At 36.3% G+C, this 19588-nt stretch carries 8 protein-coding genes; all 8 read right to left on the bottom strand.

The window, feature by feature from the left end:
- Positions 1-23 precede the first annotated feature (23 nt).
- Positions 24-2474: a pectate lyase family protein gene (locus OZP11_RS24040; RefSeq protein ID WP_281233023.1), complete on the bottom strand. Its 2451-nt coding sequence runs from the start codon at positions 2472-2474 to the stop codon at positions 24-26.
- Positions 2471-4798, bottom strand: coding sequence for a DUF5703 domain-containing protein (locus OZP11_RS24035; RefSeq protein WP_281233022.1), 2328 nt, complete (start codon positions 4796-4798; stop codon positions 2471-2473). Before OZP11_RS24035 ends, OZP11_RS24040 begins: the two co-directional genes overlap by 4 nt.
- Positions 4799-4907: 109 nt before the next feature.
- The gene (locus tag OZP11_RS24030) at positions 4908-6341 is read right to left on the bottom strand and encodes a sialate O-acetylesterase (RefSeq protein WP_281233021.1); all 1434 of its coding nucleotides are present in this window, start codon (positions 6339-6341) and stop codon (positions 4908-4910) included.
- A gap of 236 nt (positions 6342-6577) precedes the next feature.
- Entirely contained in the window at positions 6578-9940 is a 3363-nt protein-coding gene (locus OZP11_RS24025; RefSeq protein WP_281233020.1) for a glycosyl hydrolase, read from the bottom strand.
- Between the two features lie 324 nt (positions 9941-10264).
- The gene (locus OZP11_RS24020) at positions 10265-13594 is read right to left on the bottom strand and encodes a glycoside hydrolase family 2 TIM barrel-domain containing protein (protein WP_281233019.1); all 3330 of its coding nucleotides are present in this window, start codon (positions 13592-13594) and stop codon (positions 10265-10267) included.
- Between the two features lie 230 nt (positions 13595-13824).
- Complete coding sequence (locus tag OZP11_RS24015; RefSeq protein WP_281233018.1) at positions 13825-14949, bottom strand: glycoside hydrolase family protein; 1125 nt, start codon at positions 14947-14949, stop codon at positions 13825-13827.
- A 169-nt stretch (positions 14950-15118) separates the two neighbouring features.
- On the bottom strand, positions 15119-16786 hold the full coding sequence (locus tag OZP11_RS24010; RefSeq protein WP_281233017.1) for a glycoside hydrolase family protein: 1668 nt from the start codon (positions 16784-16786) through the stop codon (positions 15119-15121).
- Positions 16787-16967: 181 nt separating this feature from the next.
- The gene (locus OZP11_RS24005) at positions 16968-19154 is read right to left on the bottom strand and encodes an alpha-L-rhamnosidase-related protein (RefSeq protein WP_281233016.1); all 2187 of its coding nucleotides are present in this window, start codon (positions 19152-19154) and stop codon (positions 16968-16970) included.
- Positions 19155-19588: the final 434 nt, after the last annotated feature.

The raw sequence follows: 19588 nt of genomic DNA, 5'->3' as shown, positions 1-19588 counted from the left end.
ATGACTTATATGGTTCAAACATTTTACTCTACAAAGAAATTGATTGTTCTGCTCATTGAATCTCCATCTACATCTTTTACTGTTAGTACAAATGATGCAAAACCTTTATTTTCGGCTGTAAACTGAATTTCCTTTCCTTTTAAACTCGCTTTTCCGTTTTTAACATCAGAGAAAGTATAAGTTGGTTTGTTTTCATATCCTTTGAAAAAATCAGCAACAGCTAAAGATTTTTTATCTTTTAAATTAATAAAATAATGAGGCTGAGCCAGCCAGTCTAAATAATTATCCAATTGCGTAAAACCGTCTTTATCAACATCTGAATTTGCATCTGAGAAATCTCCTGCTGGCGAATTTTCGTTTAAACCAAAAGCCTTTTCCCACCAGTTTGGTAATCCGTCATGATCGGTATCCCAATCTGCAGCACGTGTTTCTGATGGAAAATTTGGCCAACCTCCCGCATCTTCTTCATTATCAATCATACCGCCCTGACCGCTTTTACTTCCTTTGTATGTGAATGTTCCTTTTAAAGTTTCATCAATAATTCTCTTATCATGTTTATCAAAATGCGACTGATTCGCACCAACATCTGAAAGTACATTTTTATATGCTCCTTTAGCCGATTGCGTATTTACATAAGATTCAAAAAAAGGCTTGTTTACGAAAGTTTCATAGTTAACCATCTCTTTATTTGTAATGGTCATTTTTCGTCCTTTATCCTGCGTTTTTTCATCAAAATAACCAGGCATCACATTTCCATCAAAATAATAACGCTGCATTCCTTTTCCAACGCCTTCGTGTTGTGCATTCAAAGCCACAAAAATCTTAGTCGAAGCGCCCGGTTTGTAATAATTGTTTACAAAGTTTACTTCGTTTGCACCACCATCAGTGGCTCTTTTTCCCCAGTTGTAAACTACGTTATTACGAATATCCAATCTTCCTGTGTAAAATCCGTCACCGCTTAAACCGCCGCCAATACTCCAGTTACGGCCTTCGTTGTGCGCCAATAAATTATGGTGAAAACTTCCTATATCGCCGCCAATTGTAGCCGCATATCCGTGCATTTTTCCTTCTCCATATTTACTATGTCCGGCAACATTTAAAGCCTCAGAAATTAAAGTTCGCTGCAATGTGATATGATGCGCACCACGTGAACTAAACGATTCATCAATAGTCCAGCTGATTGAACAGTGATCAATAATACTAAAATTAGCGCCCGTTAATCCCATTCCGTCATACGTTCTTCCGCCTCCAATTCTCACTTTCAAAAAGCGGATAACCCCTTCATTTCCTGTCAATCCTATTGGTGCTCTGCTAATTGTAATTCCCTCACCCGGAGCTGTTTGTCCAGCAATCGTAATATAAGGCTGATTTACAACTAATCTTGATTCTAACTTTATATTCCCGGAAACATTAAAAACAATCGTTCTTGGTCCAATTTCCTGATTAATGGCATCACGTAAACTTCCCGGTCCGTCATCGTTTAAATTGGTAACTTCGATTACTTTTCCGCCACGACCACCAACAGCATAACGTCCGTAACCTTCAGCGCCTGGAAAAGCCAATTGAGCTGGTTTAAACGACCAAACATTTCCTAAAGTTTCTTGTCCGTTAGTATCAACTTCGTCGACTCTCCAATAATACGTTGAACCGCTGTATAAATCCGAAACTGAGAAACTTTTATCTATCAATTTCCCTTTGAATTCTTTTGAAGATTCTGTTGCATTTGCTACCGTATTTTGATCTAAACCAAAATACAATTTATGAGCTGCAACACTTTTTGGAGCATCCCATTTTAAAATCACATTTTTGGTTACTTCAACATGTTCATCTCTGTTTGCAGGTTCCGGAGTACGTGCCTGATTCATCAAATTTGGTGTATCCAATTCAAAACCATTCACAACAATTTGTTTTACGATGTCTGGATTTGTTGTTGGATCGATTTCAAAACGAACCACTACATCTTTTCCTTTTTCTGCATTGAATGAAACATAAGCCATTGCAGCATCAACTTTTGCGTTTGCTCTCTGACTAGGATTTACGGTTTCCTGAAGTTTTCCGTTTACGAAGATTTTAATCGGGGAAAAGGTTTTTCCCGTAATAACATCAAAGGCATTGTGAAACGTCAAAAGTGTATGTTTTCCTTCTTTTAAACCGTTAATTTTCAATTCTAAATTTTCAGCTGTAACCAGTCCGTCAGAACCTAATTTATTGTAAAACGGAGCGCTCATTCCGACCTTGTACCATTTTGAAGTAAAGTTCCCTTTTAATTTAAAAGTCACTCCGTTAAAAGTTTTCTGGTCTTCTTTGTTTTCATTAATAACCCACGAATCATAACTTGGATCGTGAACTTCTTCCAATCTTCTTTGGAAAAAGTCAAAATCGACTTTTACAATTTGTTTATCAGTATTTTGCGCCTGCCCATTTGCTGCCAAAATCATTGCCAAAGCAAAAGATCTCACTAGTTTTTTAATCATTTTATGGCAATTTTTTCAGTTTCCGATTTTCCAATCAGGTTTATAATGTCTTTTTTTCTTTCTTCTGGAACTACTTTTAAAACCTTTACTTCTCCATTAATCAGTTCGGCTTCAATAGTAGTATTTTGTTTCGCATGCAATTTAAAATGTACATTCCATTCTTTTGGCCACGCTGGAAAAAGGTAGATTTTTCCATCTGCTTCCTGCAAAAGCATTTCCTGCATGCCAATCATTCCCGAGCCACCCCAATTATGATCTGGAACCCAGTCAAAACCTGGTCCCCAGAATGCTGGAAAACGTCTTTCTGAATTGGCCATTTTCAACGTATTGTATTTTGCTGCTTCATTGGTCAAACCTAAACGAGCAGCGAAAATATTGTCTTGTTTCCAACCAATGTGACTTCTGAATTTTAAAGCATCCGGATCGTATTTCCATGTATTTAAAGCTGTTTCTAAATCTGGTTTCCCAACGCCATAAATTCCCCACGGATAAACAGGATACAATTGCGGCACTTCTGAATTATTAACTCGTTCCCAAGTTTTTGCAGGAAGCAGCACTTTATGATTTTCAATCTGCCCAAAATTTAAAGGCGGAATTCTCGTTTGAAATGCTTTTAAATATTCAACGTCTTCTTTTGACAATTCATTCGCCGAAAGGTTTAAAAGACTTTCTGTAATAACTTGTAAAGCCGAAATCGTGCTATTGGAGTTATTCGTCATTTTGTAAGTTTCAGCCGCTGAACCCGGAAAAAGAATTAATTTTCCGTTTCCGTCCAAAGCTTTTCGACCTCTTTGTTTGGCTAAATATTGATAATGTTCATCGAAAAATCGCAAACAACTTATAATAAATGAATTGTATTTCTGAATATCTTCTTTAGCATACTCTTTCTGTTGCAACATCATTTGGCAGAATTCTAAAACGGTATCCCATTCGTATTCCAGCCAAGCATTATATTCCATTCCCGGATCATAATCTGCGGGACGTTTCCATTCGTATTCAGCAGGATTAGGAAGTCCGAAATTTTCTAATTGTTCTGTAAAAGATGCTCCGTTGTGTTTCCAATAAACTTTACTTCGCAATTCGGCATTTTTTTGCAAATCCAAATAAAAACTTAACTGCGATTTCATCATATCAAAATCACCGCTTTTTACCATCGGAAAATAAACCAAACGCTGGTTCTGAGCTGTCATCGTTCCTCCGCCCCAATTTCTGAAATCAGGTGTGAAATTTAAGTCTTTATTCGTGTAAACGGGATCCACGGTAAACAATCCGCCATTGAATTTGGTTGGATATTTTCCGTAAGCGTTACATCCTAACATGTATCTGAACAACTGATAATTCTGTCCAATTTGATAAACCGAATCTTTTGCAATCGATTGATTTTTTTGTGTAAAAATAAAACTGCGGTTCCAGAAATTATTCCACCATTTTATAGTGTTTTTCTCGGCTTGTTTTGCTGTATTTTTATTTAAAGAAATTAAATTTTGCAATCCGTTATTCCAAGTTAGAAAATCACATTGACTGGTATTTAAATAAATTTCTAGCGAATGTTTTTTTGAAGGTTTTACACTTGTCAAATTAAAACCTTTAAAGTCAGTATCCTGATATTTTCCTAAATAAGTTCCATCTGGTTTTAGGTTATCGCCTTTCATGAATCCGCCGAAAGTTAAATTGGCAATCGGATTCATCATCTGATCTTTAACCGATTCCATTTTTTGTTGTTTTACAGCAACATCAAAAACGGTTTGTTCGCGATTTCTGTGATAGAATTTAAGTCCGTTATTTTCAAAAGCGATCGAATCTTTAAAATTGACAAGATCTCCCTGAGGCGCCCATTTATAAGAATTGGCATTATTTTCTTTTCCTTTTGAAATACGATTCTGATAACGCCAACTTTCATAAGAAGCCGTCATTTTCAACGGATTTTTACTTTCTAAATCAACATGAATAATCGGTTTAAAAACATCCACCCAAAGTTTGATTTTAGTATCATTTTGTCCAACTAAAACATAACCATCTTTCAACTTTAATTCCTGACGAAAACCATCTGTCCCTTCAAACGGATTAGGCGTTAAATTAATTTTTACACGACCTAATTTCAATAACGTATTATGTTCATCGAAAGTGCCGCTTCGAGAAAAATAGAAATATAAATCTCCTTTTTCTACCCAAACATTCATACCAATATCACCGCCACCCAAAGGCATAGATTCTGATGAATTTGCGCTTTGCGTTGTCCAGACTTGATTGTAAGCATCGAGTACAGGAATCTGCGCTTTGATGCAAAGCGTGGTGAAGAGAAGTATGTATTTTATGTATTTCATTTTTTTCGTTTCCTGCAAGGTTTTCAAAACCTTGTAGGTATATTTTTTAAGTTCTAAATTAACAAGACACCTACAAGGTTTTGAAAACCTTGCAGGAGTTCGTTAGGTATTACCATTCGTCTGTTCTAAACGAAGAAACCGGCAAACCTCCCGCGCTAAACAATTCCGCTTTGGCGAAATCTTTCCATAAATACCGTATTGCAACGGGCTTCTTTACTTTATCAGAAGTTAAAACCACTGATTTTCTTCTTACAACCGTTTTTGCAGGATAAAAAACTTTGTCTTCGCCTGCTATTTCAAAACCTGTAACTTCTTTATCATAAGATGTAATTCCGTTTGCCACATCATCAAAAGAAACGGTTACAGCACCGTCTTTTATCTCCATCGATTTATATTTCGGACTTTCAAATTCGAAACCTTCCATTCCGTACGTTCTTGCCAAAGCCTGAAAAGCCAGTCGATTTCCTCCTTTTTCCTTGTCCATTGGGTGAATATTATTTTCTTCTCCAACGTCCATTAAAACTGCCATTGCCGAATTCGGAATTTCCTTTGAAGCCTTAAACTGTGCCTCTCTCAAATAAGCCGAATTGTATTTTTCTACATAATCTTTTGGATGAAATGAAGCATAATTAAACGGTGCAATTTGGACGAAATAAAAAGGAAAATCCCCCTGATTCCACATTGCTCTCCAACTGCTTACCATTTTTTTCATTAAAGCGGTGTATTCACTTGCTCTTTCATAATTCGATTCTCCCTGATACCAAATACAACCTTTTATTCCGTAACCAATTACAGGAGAAAGCATTCCGTTAAACAAAGTCGTTGGAACACGATTTGGATCTTTTGATAATTCTTCTTTTGTAGTCGGAATTTTAGCGCTTGCGAAATCTTTCAGCATTTCTTTGTTCATCCAAGCTTCCATGCTTGAACCTCCGTACGAAACATGAATCAATCCAACCGGAACATTTAAAACTTCTTGTAAAAGCGATCCAAAATACCAAGCCGTTGCGCTAAAATTGGATGTTGATTTTGGAGAAGCTTCTTCCCATTTTCCTTCAAAATCGTCTTTTGGTTCTAAAACCGTTGCGCGCGGAATCGTAATCAAACGAATGTTTTTATTGGTTGATCTTACAATGATCTCGTTTCCGTTTCTAACAGGCTGTCCTTGAAATCCTTTTAAAGGCATTTCCATATTTGATTGCCCAGAACAAAGCCAAACTTCACCAATTAAAATATTTTTAATCGTTACTTTTTCAGTTCCTTCTGTTACTTCAATTGAAAAAGGTCCGCCAGCTGTTGGCGTTTGTAATTCGTTTTTCCATTTACCAGAAGCATCGGCTTTTGTTTTGTAAATTTTAGAATTCCACGATGTTTTGATCGTGACATTTGCATTCTTTTCTGCCCAGCCCCAAATTGGTGCGTTGGATTGCTGTTGCAACATCATATTGTCTGTAAACAATGCTGGCATTTTGATTTTTGCATTGATTTGAAAGCTTGATAAAAATGCAATTACAATAACAAAAATGTGTTTAAAATTTTTCATTTTATTTATCCTTAGATTTTCAAAAGATGTGTCGCTCCTCTGGAGCTTAACTACTCTTCTTTTATTATTTTCTATAAATATTTCGCTCTTCCAGAGCTTTTCTATCTGTATTATTATTCTTAAAAAAAATGTCTTTATTTTCTATAGATATTCAATCCTAAACAAGTCCCAGAGGGACGAAATATTTATAGAATAAACAACATCATCATACAAAAGCTCCAGCGGAGCGAAATTTATTATTTCTCTTTTAAAATTACAATCGGTCCGAATAATCCAGCTTTTAATAACGGATTTCCTTCCAACCTAAATGGCGCAGTTGTCCACGTTAACATTTCTTCTTTTGGCAATTTTTGGTCACCAATTAAACGGTTTGCCCACGTGTTGGTCACTTTTATTACGATCGTATTTTTTCCTTTTTGTAATGCTTGCGAAATAGCTGTTTTGAAAGGGAAAGTCCAAAGTGTTCCGCAATCTTTTCCGTTGATTGAAACTTCAGCAATATTGGCGATTTCACCCAAATCAAGCCAGATTCTGCTGGTGTCTTTTTCTTTCCAAACAAACTCTTTTTTATAAATAACAGTTCCAGCATAATACTTAATTTGGTCATTTTCAGAAGTGCTCCAATCAAACAGTTTATTCGTTTTTACGACTTCTTTCGGACCTTTGAATTCTGGATCAAACTTAAGTTCCCAGTTTTCATCTAAAACCTGAACTTTTTCAAATTCAGATACTTTTCCTTGAGCTAAAACTTCTTTCGTTTCTTCTTTAAAAATCACAAAACCAGATTCATTAGCTTCTAAAGTTAAGGAAACAATTGTTCTTCCGTTTTCTGTTTTCCAATTGGCTAAAGCCGAAGTTTTGTCCGAAACTGGATTGTACCATTGCGGAACTTTTCCAGCTATTCTGAAAGAAGCATCAAATGTTCTTTTTTGTTCTTTTTGATTCGAAAGAAAATATACTTCTTCATTATCTGCTTTTCGGTGCGCCCAAGCAATCGTTTCTGAATCCGTTCTGTTTAAATTTGGGAAATAAACATCTTGCGTAATTCCAATTGAAGCAAAATCATTTCCTAAATAAGGTAATTTTACAACCGTTCCTTTTCCGATTTTCCATGAAGAAGAATTCACATTACTCCAAATTTCATCAACAACATTCTGCCATTTCTTTTGATCTGATTCTGATTGAATTCCCGGTTGAATAGTTGGTTTTTCATCTACAAAAATCGTTGCTCCATCTTTTAGCAATTGCAGGATTTTTTCGGCGGAAGCCAATGACAAAATTTTATTTGGCGCCATTTTATGACTTCCCGGAAACAGTAAAGCTCCGTATTCGATTCCGCCTTCAAAAGTTACTTTTCCGTTTACCACTTTCGCTCTGTTGATTAAAACATCACCATTGAAAGAATCATATTGATAACCATTTAAAGCATTAATCCATTGTGATAAATCGGTAATATTTTTAGAATACGTGACTTCTTTTGGCATTTTTGCAGTCGGCTGACCCTCATTTTCTAAACGGATTTTCTCGCTTTCTAATCTTTCTTTTCCAAAAACATTCGGAATAAACGGTACCAAACGATCTGGAACAAAAGAACGTGAAGGAAAATCTTCTCCAATAAAAACCGCCAAATCGATTACAGGTTTTCCTTTTTGCAATTGAAACTGCACTCTTTGGCAATAATCAAACCAAGCTTTTCCGGGTTTCCACCACGTTTGGTCTCTTTGAAAAAAAGTTCCGATATCGTCTAAAGTCATTCCCGGTTTTCTATCCGTCCACGGATTATGCACAAAAACGTGGTAGAATAAACGGTTGATTCCCAAAGCATAATTACGGTCTGCCGTTGTTTTTAGGTTTCCAGGATGTTCGTCCCAATCCATTCGCAAAGCCGTGAAAGATTCTGCCTGAATAATATCTTTTCCATAAATATGTCCGCCCGAAATAGCATCGACCATATCGAAAGGTTTGTCATGCGTTGGGCTTTTCAGCCAAAATTCACCACCTGGATAATCAACATATTTATAATGCAATAAAGCATCACTCATCATGGTTGGCGCAACATTTTCAGAACTTAATTTAACCTTATATTCTTTAGCAATTTGAGCGACCGTTCCGTAGAAATTATCTGCTACTAAATCCCCAATTGTTTTTCTAACATCGTATAAAACTTTCTCTGAAAAATCGGCACTTTCAACTGGAATTCCGGCCATTACAGGCAAATATTCTACAATATCGTAACCGCGTCTCTTTTTAAATTCAGCCTGAAAAACCGAAGACCAGTTTTGGCTTCCACATTCCCAACTATCAAAATGTAGTATTTCCAGAACTCTTGAAGCAACTTCTGGACCAACAGAACGAACCGCTTCTCCAAACCAATGATCCAATTGAAAACGAATTAATTCTGGATTAAATTTATCTACTTCTAATCCTTTTCCTGCTCCACCGGTTGCGTTTTCGTGTCCTGTAGAAGTATGTCCCATTCGGATAATTTTCCATTTCCCTTTTGGTGCTTTCCAATTTAAATTTCCATCAGCGTCAACAAAACCCGAAATATTAATGATTTCTGATTTCTTGAACGCATCTGTATTAGGAATTTGTTTTTCTGTAGTTTCTGGAGTTAAACGCCAAATTGCTCCTGATTTTCCTTCGTAATTATTAATTAGTGACTGATTTGAAAGCGTAATTTTACTCACTTTCAAGTTTTGTTTCCATTTGGCAAAATCCAAATCTTCTGCTCCTGGTTCTGTTCCTACTGGATCATACACAAATCTGAAATATTTTGCTGTAACAGGCGAGATTGTATGTGTGTTTGGAAAGTCCATATCCTGCCAGCCGTGACGCGGTGCAATGAGTCTTTCGTGGAATTTAAAATGAACTCCATCATCGCTCACTTCCACAATTAAACGCTGTGCCTGGTAATCTCTTCCTTTGGTTTCAATTACAATTGATTTACAAGTAAAAGGCTGTGCAAATTCGTATTGAATCCAACCTGCATCGGCAAATTTAAAGTTTTCATCTTTTTTAGGATCAGCTAAAAATGAAGCATCTGTGTTATTTGATGTTGTAACTTTTGACAATTGAATCTGAGAAGTCGTTTGATATTCTTTTATCGGAATTGCAAAAACTGCAATATCTTTATAATACTCTTTGTAATGTTCTGGAACAGGAAGTTTTGAAGTCACTTTTTTTCCTCCTAAAATTTCTGTCGTCGACCAAACTACTCTTTGCATCGACATTTCAGGTTTTATCCACGGACCACCTGCAACGGCAAATCCGTCTGCTCCGTGAAAAGCCAATTTCAAACCTAAACGATCTGCTTCTTTAAAAGCCCAATGAATCATATCCCAAAATTCAGGAGTCAGCTGTAAAACCGGCGGATCGATCAATGGCGGATTTGCTGGACCTTTGATTGTCATTAGATATGCACCTGCAATTCCGTTTTGTTTCATAGCTTCTAGATCGGCTGTGATTCCTGCTTTAGAATACGCCGATTTCATCCAATACCAGTACACCCAAGTTTTGGAGGATTCTAATGTTGGCTGAAAAGATTCTTTTTTATGGATTTCCTGAGCAGAGACGAAGCTTGCGAGAAGCAAAAACATTGCAGTCCAAAGTTGGAAAGCCCACCCGAGCTTGAAAAGCGAACTGGCGAAGCAAAGTCGAAAGTCCTTTGCAAAAAGAAAAAGTGGTTTACGGTTAGACATTTTTATATTTTAATTCAATTTGATCTTCTTTAAATTTTTAAAATCTGCTTGATCTGCAAAATCTAAGGGAAAATTCTACTCACGCAGATTTTGCAGATTTAAGGGATTTTTTTTCTCCTTTGATATCGATGCAAGCATTTTTGTCATTTCGACGTAAGGAGAAATCACAAACTATATCTTTAATTTTTAATTCTTAATTTTTAATTGTCAATTATCAATTTACTAATATTTAAACTTCTTCAAACTACTTTCCAACTGATTCTTTGAACCACTGAAAGGCGTAAAATAAAAACTATATTGATAATTTCCAGACTTAATCTGATATTGTTCAATTGGCTGAGCCACAATTGTCCAGCTGTCATTCCCTCCCACTCCCATTTGGATCAAATCGATGTTTAGTGTCAAAAATCCTGGGTCTTTTAAATCATACGTATGACCTGCTGAACTTAGGTTTTCTTGTGTGTAAGGCCAAGCGCTCATGCTTAAAACTTTGTTGTCATTTACAACAACAAAACCTTGATTTTTCTGAGGCGTTGTTAATGCCATCCATCTTACATCACATCTGTTTCCGTTTTCTTGCGGTTTTGGATAATGTTCGATAAAATCATTAACTGGAAGCGAATATTTCCCAACAAACGAACCGAAACTTCTGTCGCTGTAGTTTTCCAATTCTCCTTTTCCGTACCAAGAAATCTGATCAAATTTTCTTTGAACTCCCATTTGCATTCCGATTTTTGGAATATTTGGCAGTTTGTCTGAAGCTTTCAAACTGTAATCTACTTTTATCACTCCGTCTGGACTGATATTGTATACTACGTTTACGCTCGCACTGTCTTGTATAATTTCGTAATCGCTTATCACTTTAATTTCAGAAGCCGATTTGTCGATTTTTACATTTACCAATTTTGGCTTTGCTTTATACCATTGTTTCAACAGCTTTTGCGATTTCCATCCGCGTTTGTCGTTGTCTGTAAGCGGTCTTACGAAGTTAGGTAACAATGGTGCAAAAACCTGTTCTTCTCCGTTGAAAACATACGAACTCAAAGCTCCGTTTGTTTTTCCAATTGTAATATCAAACGTTTTTCCTTTGATTTTAAATTCCGAATCAGATTCTGAAACATTTAAAGCTTCTTTTTTAGCATTTAAAACCAAAGCGTCTTTCTTTTTCAACTGAAATTGATCTTCGGCAACAACATATCCTTTTGAAGCCCAAAGCTCATCTGCTGAAAGCTGGAATTCAATATTTAAAAGATATTCAGCATCGTTTTTCATTTTTGGAAGATATGAACTTACGTCTAAAGTTGTCGATTGTCCTGCTTCTACTTTTAATGGTTTTAAAATCTGAGTTTTGATTACATTTCCGTTTTCTAACACTTTCAAAACTGGAATATAGCCTTCTAAAGATTTAACCGCCTGACGATTTTTAATTTCTAATTGATTTCCATTTAAAGTCGAAATCGCTGGCTGATACACCCATTTATTTTCAAAAAGAGAACCTTTTGGTTTTCCATTAGAATCTACAATTCCTTTTGTATTGAAGTTTCCATCATGGTATTTTTCGCCAAAATCTCCACCGTGCGCAAAATAGTTCTGACCTGATCTTGAATCATATTTTACCAATCCCTGATCTTTGAATTCCCAAATACAACCTCCAATAACTCTTGGAAGCGAACGGAATTCATCCCACAATTCTTTTAAATTTCCAACTGAATTCCCCATTGCATGAGAATATTCAACGAAAATAATTGGACGCGTATCTTTCTTTTGATCTACTAAAAATTTCGGTGTAAAAACGCCTGGATAAAAACGACTCACCATATCGACATACGAATCATCTTGCGGATTTTCGAATCGATAAGCGTGATCGATTGTTTTTGGATATCTTGGATCAAGCGGATCGATATAACCGTCTAATTTTGCATTTCCTTGTGCTGGTTCATAATGCACTGGGCGGGTAATGTCGAAATCGTGAACCCAACCCGACATTGCAGCGTGATTTGGTCCTTTTCCACCTTCATTACCTAAACTCCACATTACAACAGACGGATGGTTTTTATCGCGTTCCACCATTCTGATCATGCGCTCCATATAAGCGTTTGTCCATTGTGGATCGTTGCTTAATTTACCGCCAATTCCGTGAGTTTCTTGATTGGCTTCGTCCATTACCATAATTCCGTATTGATCGCATAATTGGTAGAAATAAGGATCGTTTGGATAATGACTTGTACGTATAAAATTGAAATTGAATTTCTTAATCGTCGTTATATCTTGTTTGATGTCTTCTCTTGTAACGGCTTTTCCTCTTGTTGGATGATGATCGTGACGGTTAACACCATAGACATAAGTTTCTTTTCCGTTGATTAGCATTTTTCCGTTTTCTTTCGAGAATTCAATCGAACGGAAACCAACTTTACAGCTTTTGGCTTCTGTAACATTTCCGTTTTTGTCTTTTATCGAAATGACCATCGTGTATAAATTCGGTTCTTCTGAACTCCATTTTTTTGGATTTTTGATATTTTCTTGGAAGAATCCGAAGCGAACATTATCCAAACGAGGATAACTTTCGTTGATCAAATCAATCACAGGTCTTTGAAGCGGTTCTTTGAACATTGCCGTATTATTGGCATCGTACAACTGAACATTCATCGTATAATCTTTGATTTTTTCTCCTGTAAGGTTTTCTACTTTTGGTCTCAGTTTGAAAATCGCGTCTTTGTATTCCTTGTCTAATTTGGTTTGAACAAAGAAATCCTGAATACGCAATTTTGGCTCCGCCATAATGAAAACTTCACGCTGGATACCGCTCATACGCCAATGATCCTGATCTTCTAAATAAGAACCGTCTGTCCAACGGATTACGCGAACTGAAACTACATTTTCTCCAGCTTTTAAATAAGGCGTAACATCAAATTCTGATGGTAAAAAACTATCTTCTCCATAACCTAAAAATTCTCCGTTTAACCAAACTTCAAAACCTGAACTTACGGCTCCGAAATGTAACGTAACCGTCATATCTTTCCAGTTTTCAGGAACGGTAAAAGTTCTTTGGTAAGAGCCAACTCCGTTATAATCTTTAGGAATATAAGGCGGATTTATTGGTCTAAATGGATAAACGGCACTTTTGTAAATTGGGTTATCATAGCCTTTCATTTCCCAGTTGGATGGCACTTCGATTTTATCCCAGCCTGAAACGGTATTTTTATAGAAATCTTTATTTGCTTCTTTTAAGTTTACTGCATATTTAAAGTTCCAATCGCCGTTTAGCATTTGGATTCTGCTTTTGGTTCTGTCGCCTTTTAATGCGTCTTCAACGCTTTTGTACGAATACGCTGTTGCTCTTGAAGGCTGTCTATTAATGCTTGTAATCGTTGGATCTTCCCACGGCGCAAATTCGTATTTTTTATGAAGTTCTGGAACTCCTGCAGGTTCTCCTGTTACGGATTGAGCTTGGGTTGTGAAGATTGTGAGAAGTAAAATGTGAAATGTGAATACTGATTTTGGTATCGAAAATCGAAACCTTGAAAAGTGATTGTTTTGAATTGGTTGAAACATTATTTTATTTTTAGTTTTTTTGTCATTTCGACTGAAAGGAGACTCGAGCGATAGCGAATAGGCGAAGCAAATCGCACTAGAAATTCCGCAACTATAATCGACAATCTTTGTGGAGCTACTCGTGGAGATTTCTCCTTCGTCGAAATGACAAAACTGTGTCTTTATTTATTTTCTCTGTAATTAAACCTAACAGGTTTTAAAAACCTGTTAGGTTTGAAACGTATTGTATCTTAATTCTTCTTTTTCTTCTCCGGCGGAGCCACAAAATTCAATTTGCTTTTTCCTAAATCTTTCGAAGTGGCGATTGCGATTCCTCTTTGTTCTGCTTTGTTAACGGCACAGTAGAAATGATACACAACACCATCATGTTTTACGACAAATGATTTATGAGCAAACATATCATCGTAAGGTTCAGTTGATTTAACTAAATCTTCACCTTTCCAGTCGGTCCAGTTTATTAAATCATTAGAAACTGCAAAACGGTTAAATGCACCTTGATCCCAACCTGTCCAGAAAGCTCCGAAATAAAACATCACCCAAGTATCATTAATACGCTGAATATAAGCATCTCCAGAAATTCCTTTGTGATGATTGATTAAAGGTTTATTGCCATAACGCTCCCAATGTTTCATATCGTCAGATACTGCCATCGCGATACGTTCTGCACCTTTCGCAGGATTGATACTATCGCCACGGGCATTGTAATACATGATAAAATTGTGTCCGGTTACTTTATCTTTATCACGAATTACACTGTTTTTGTACATCGTACTATTATCCCACCATTTAGCATCTTTGTCTTTTGGTGTCAAAACCGGATTTTCTAATCTCTGAAATTCGTGCGGTTTTGTCGGCACTTCTTTTGTATAAGCCATTCCGATTGATAAAACTCCTGCTTCATAACCTTTACTGTCTCCACCAAAATAACTCATCCAGTATTTGTCCTCATATTTTTCCCATTCGTAGCTTCCGCCCCAAGTCATGTCTTGCAACGAAATATATCCTGCTTTTTGGTTAACATCCCAGTGTTTTTCATTTTCTGAGAACGACATTACTTTTCCTAGATGTTTCCAATCAAGTAAATTATCACTTTCTGCTAACCAAGTTTCGTAACCTCTTCCATCATAAATTAAATACGTCATATACCATTTACCATCTTTTCTAAAAACGCTCGGGCAATCCATTTTATAAGAGTTGTCCGTTGGCACCATCACCAAACCGTATTTGTAAGGCGTTTTTACTTCTTCGTAAATTTCCTGCATTACGCTGTCGGTAATTTCTCTTTTCTTGTATTTGGTTGCACAGCTTGTTAGGACAAGTGCTGAAATGGCTAGGATTAGATACTTAATTTTCATTTTGCTTTGTGTATATTTTTGGACGCGGATGACCCCGATTTACTTCGTAAAGACACGGATTGTCACGGATTTTTTGTTTTATTCTCTCGCAGATTTTGCAGATTTAGCTGATTCTTTTATCTTCTAAATCAAAAAAATCTTGCCTCTTGCTTCTTTCTTCTCCCTTGTCTTACTTCTTCAATTCTTTTAACTTCGACTCCATCACATCTTTGTTCAATTTTACTTTTACCATTCCTGTTGGATGAAATCTTCTTTTTAAATCGATTGCATTATAAACTATCGTGTAAACGTCATTTCCTTCTGGTATTAGGCATAGCGGCGTTCTCATAATATCCCACCATTTGTCTACTTTGGTTTCGATTGGCAAATAATGTGCTTCTGCCCAATTAATTCCATCTGCCGATAATGAATACGCAATCATATTTGGTAAATGATGTCCCCAACCGTCTGGACCTCCGTCGAAAATCGCGATGTATAGACCATTTGGTAACTGGCTTACAATTGGATTTTCAACAAAAAGCGGATGCATGGTTTTGATTGGTTCCAAACCTTTGTTCATTCTCAACCAAGGCCCTTCTAAACTTTTTGATTCGGCTAAAGCCACAAACCAGCCTTTCCCTGATTTCTTTGGATAATCTGCCCAAGAATTAAATGGATAAGCGCCACTGTAAAATCCGAAATATTTGTCGCCTACTTGATAAGGGAAAAATGAAGCTACTCCTTGACGCCCTTCCCAAGGTTGAGAATCCAATCCGGGTTCCATAATGATTCCCATATCTTTATAAGGACCTCCGATGCCGTTGATTCCGTCTACAGTCGATTCACAACGCCAAATTCTTCCAAATGAATGATTTGGTTCTATTTCTTTACTAACTGTATATGCCAAATAATAGCCGTACCATTTGTTTGCTTTTTCATTAAAAACGGGCATATACGACCAAATTGCAGCACGGCGATCGTTCATTGGATTATCATCTTCGGTTACAGCATACGTTCCGCTTGCTTGATAAATTGTTGATTCTCTTTTCCAGTGAATGGCATCTTTACTTGTCCAATGTCCTATTTTAGTTTTTACACGATCATAGTAATAATCAACTCCTTTTTCTCCAGCTCTTTCAGTTGGAAACATATGATACGTATCGCCAACTTTTACTACACGTCCGCCTTCAAAACCTCCTTGGATTCCATCAGTTCCCGACATTCCTTCATCAATAACGGGTTTATTTTCTCCGCCGATAACTTCAAAAAGCGGTTTTTCATCTGAAAATCCTTCTACTATAAATGTTGGATTCCAAAGTTTTCCATCTGGTAATTCTGCATTTCGAAAACCTAAATTTTGATTACTTTTTATTACTCCTAAAATGGCGAATGATCGGTTTACTGGATTGATTCTGTGCGTTCCTTTTGTATAAGAAACAGCATATACATTTACAGGAGATAAACCAGTTATTGTTACTCCATTTTGAAGTATCTTTTTTACGGGATTTAATGGAGAAAATGCAGCTGTATCTATCTCTTCAAAAACACCAATCAAAACCTGAACAGATTCCTTGAATTTTAATTGCAATGAAGAATTGATTCCAGTTTTATCTAAAGGAAGTTCAATTCCTGTCAAACCTTGCAATTCTGGAGCTAAACGGACGATATTGTGTTTGCTTCCAGAAAAAACGTGAGCGTATTGAGTGGTTTTGAACGTTTTGTAATTTGATTTTACGATTTCAAATGAGGCTGGTTTCCATGCGTTTTGTGCTGTTACTGAAAGTTGTAAACAGATTGAAAACAATGCTAAGAAAGCAGTTTTTAATTTGAAATTGGATTTGGTACTTTTTGAAAACATTGGTTTTTATTTTTTTGATTTTTTTGTCATTCCGACGAAGGAGGAATCACACTAGGAATTCCGCAACAATCGTCGACAATCTTTGTGGTTACGCGTGTGATTTCTCGTTCCTCGAAATGACAAACTGAACGTTATAAACTATGCGCTAATCACTAATTACTAAGAGCTAATCACTAAGAACTTAAATCGCTTTATAACTCACAATATACTCCACATTCGGTTTTACGATCAACTGATATTTATTTTTTGCTAATTCTGTAATTGTTCCAGAGTTTGTTTTTGGTTTACCTGCACTTTTGAAAATTAATTTTCCTTCTCCTTCGCCTGCTTTTACTTTAATTTCTTTGGTACTGCAATACACAGAAACTTCTCCGTTTGGTGTTGGGACTTTTCCTTCCATCCATTTTAACCCACCTAAGTTTGGCTTGATTTCATATTCTGAATAACCTGGAGCGGTTGGTTTTACACCTAAATAATATTTTCCTAATAAATAAATCGGACTTGCTCCCCAAGCGTGGCAAAGGCTTTTCCCGTAAGGACGACCGTACATTTCTAAATGATCTTTTCCGCTTTGTTTTGGATCGTATTTTTCCCAAAATGATGTTGCGCCAAGATTTAGCATTCCGCCCCAATAATCGCGAATTTCATTTAAAACGAATTTCTGTTCGTCCATTGCACATAATGCTTCTAATTCGTAAAAACGCATGTATGGCGTTGTGATTTGAAGAACATCTTTATTCAGTAACACTTTATTTTTTACACTTTGTTTTTGTTCTTCCGTAAAATAATTGAAGAAAATACCGAACATATTAGCATATCTGGTTACAATATTCTGCATTTTACCATCGATACGCTGGTGCTTCATTACGTTTTCTTTCTTATCCCAAAAGACATCAAATAAGTTGTTTTTTAAATCGGCTGCTAATTTTTGATATTGTTTTTGATCTTCGTTTTTACCCGCGATTTCAGCACTAACCGCCATAGCTTCTAAACTTCTTGCTAAAAGCATTTGCTCAAAACTAACTTCTCCCGTTTTTGGTAATCCGTCAGCCCAATCAATGAAAACCCAGTCACCTTCTAATGGTTCTAAGAATCCGTTTTTGTTTCTTCTTTCCAAACAAAAATCCATCAATGATTTCATTCTTGGATAATAGGTTTTGATGAATTTCGTATCGCCTGTGTGTAAGTAATAATCGTAAACACCAACAAACCAGTACAGCGAATAATCCATAATGATATTTACGTGAGCCGTTACGGGATCTTTTCCGCGAAGAGCAGACATTGTACGTTCTACCGAAGGCGAATCAAAGAATAAATAATAATTCATTAAATAACTTTGATACGCATCGCCAGACCAAACCCAACGGTCGCGTTTGATTCCGTCTATAAAAAATTCACGAGAAGTTAAATGCATCGTGTAAGCCGACACATCCCAAATTTTATTCAATAATTGATCTGATGATTTGAATGCACCACGATAATCTAATGGCAGATATTCATAAAGCATTGAAATCGAATCGTATTTTACTCCTGCATCTGCTTGTACCTGAACATATCGAAATGCTTTTGATCCGTCGTGCGTGTAAATTTCAGATTGTTTTCCATCAAAAGATAAATGATCTAAAGTTTCACATTTCGCAGAATCCAAAGCTTCTTCGCGAGATTCGCCATAATAAAGTGCTACTTTGCCTTTTCCTTTTAAACCGTGAATTTTGATGTAACCGAAAGTCTCTTTTCCGAAATCTACCAATTCACCACCAGCTATTTTTTCTGTCTTCTTTGCACTTAAAGGTTTAGTCGTTAATTTAAATTCTGAAGGTTTACTTTCTGGTGAATCAAAATTCCAAGAACCAACAGGAACCCAAGGCGTACCAGATTGCTGTGCTTTTCCGGCTTCGTCAATCCAAAGTTTGTCTTCGTTGGTTACTTTCCAAGATGCATCGGATTTTACATATTGCCCTGAAATATAAATTGCCGGCAATACTTCCTGATTGTAAACTTTAAAGGAGATTTTATGTTTTCCGGCAGGAATGGTTATTGATTTTGGCTGTCCGTAAATTTGAACGCCATCTAAAAGTAATTGAAAAGGTCCTTCGGAGAAAATTTTTACTTCGTCTGGTTTTGGAATATCTACTTCGGTTTGAAAAGTTACCAAAGCATACGGACTGTAATATTGCCAAAGTGGCGGAAAAACTGCTTCGCGTTCTGTACGTCTTACCTGCATTTTATTGCTTAACCAAACTTCGAAATCGCCTGGATACCAAATCCATGTCGCTTCTTTTGATTTTTCCTGTGCTGCTAGCAGCGAACAAGAAAAAAGAGCACCAAAAAGTAGTAAAATCTTAAAAATTGAAAAGCGGTTTTGCATAGTTAGTTTGTTTTGGGACTAAAGATAAGTGTTATCTTTACGTTTGACAACCTGTACTATCCTGCTATTTCATAAAAAATAAGACTATTTCATAATTTTTTAAGGGAAAAATTACGGGGTATCACTTTTTTAGTATTAAAAAAAATGATGTTACAATTTTTATGGACGTGGATGAAACGGATTCACTTTCGCGAAAACGCGGATAAAAACGGATTTTTTTATTCTAACACATAGAAACATAGATTTTTATCTACTTAAAGAAATAGAGCCGATTAAAAATGACTAGTCATTAACACATAATCCCGAAGCTTCCGGATTTATTTAGACAAGTGAAACGCCTTTTTCACACACAAGGAAGACTATGTTTTTATGTGTTTAAAAAAAATAAAAATCCGTGCAAAACCGCGTCTTTACGAAGTAAATCCGCGTTATCA

Source organism: Flavobacterium gelatinilyticum (assembly GCF_027111295.1).
Taxonomy (GTDB): Bacteria; Bacteroidota; Bacteroidia; order Flavobacteriales; family Flavobacteriaceae; genus Flavobacterium; species Flavobacterium gelatinilyticum.
The sequence above is the reverse complement of the archived record's forward strand: the minus strand, read 5'-3'. Positions and strand labels throughout refer to the sequence as shown.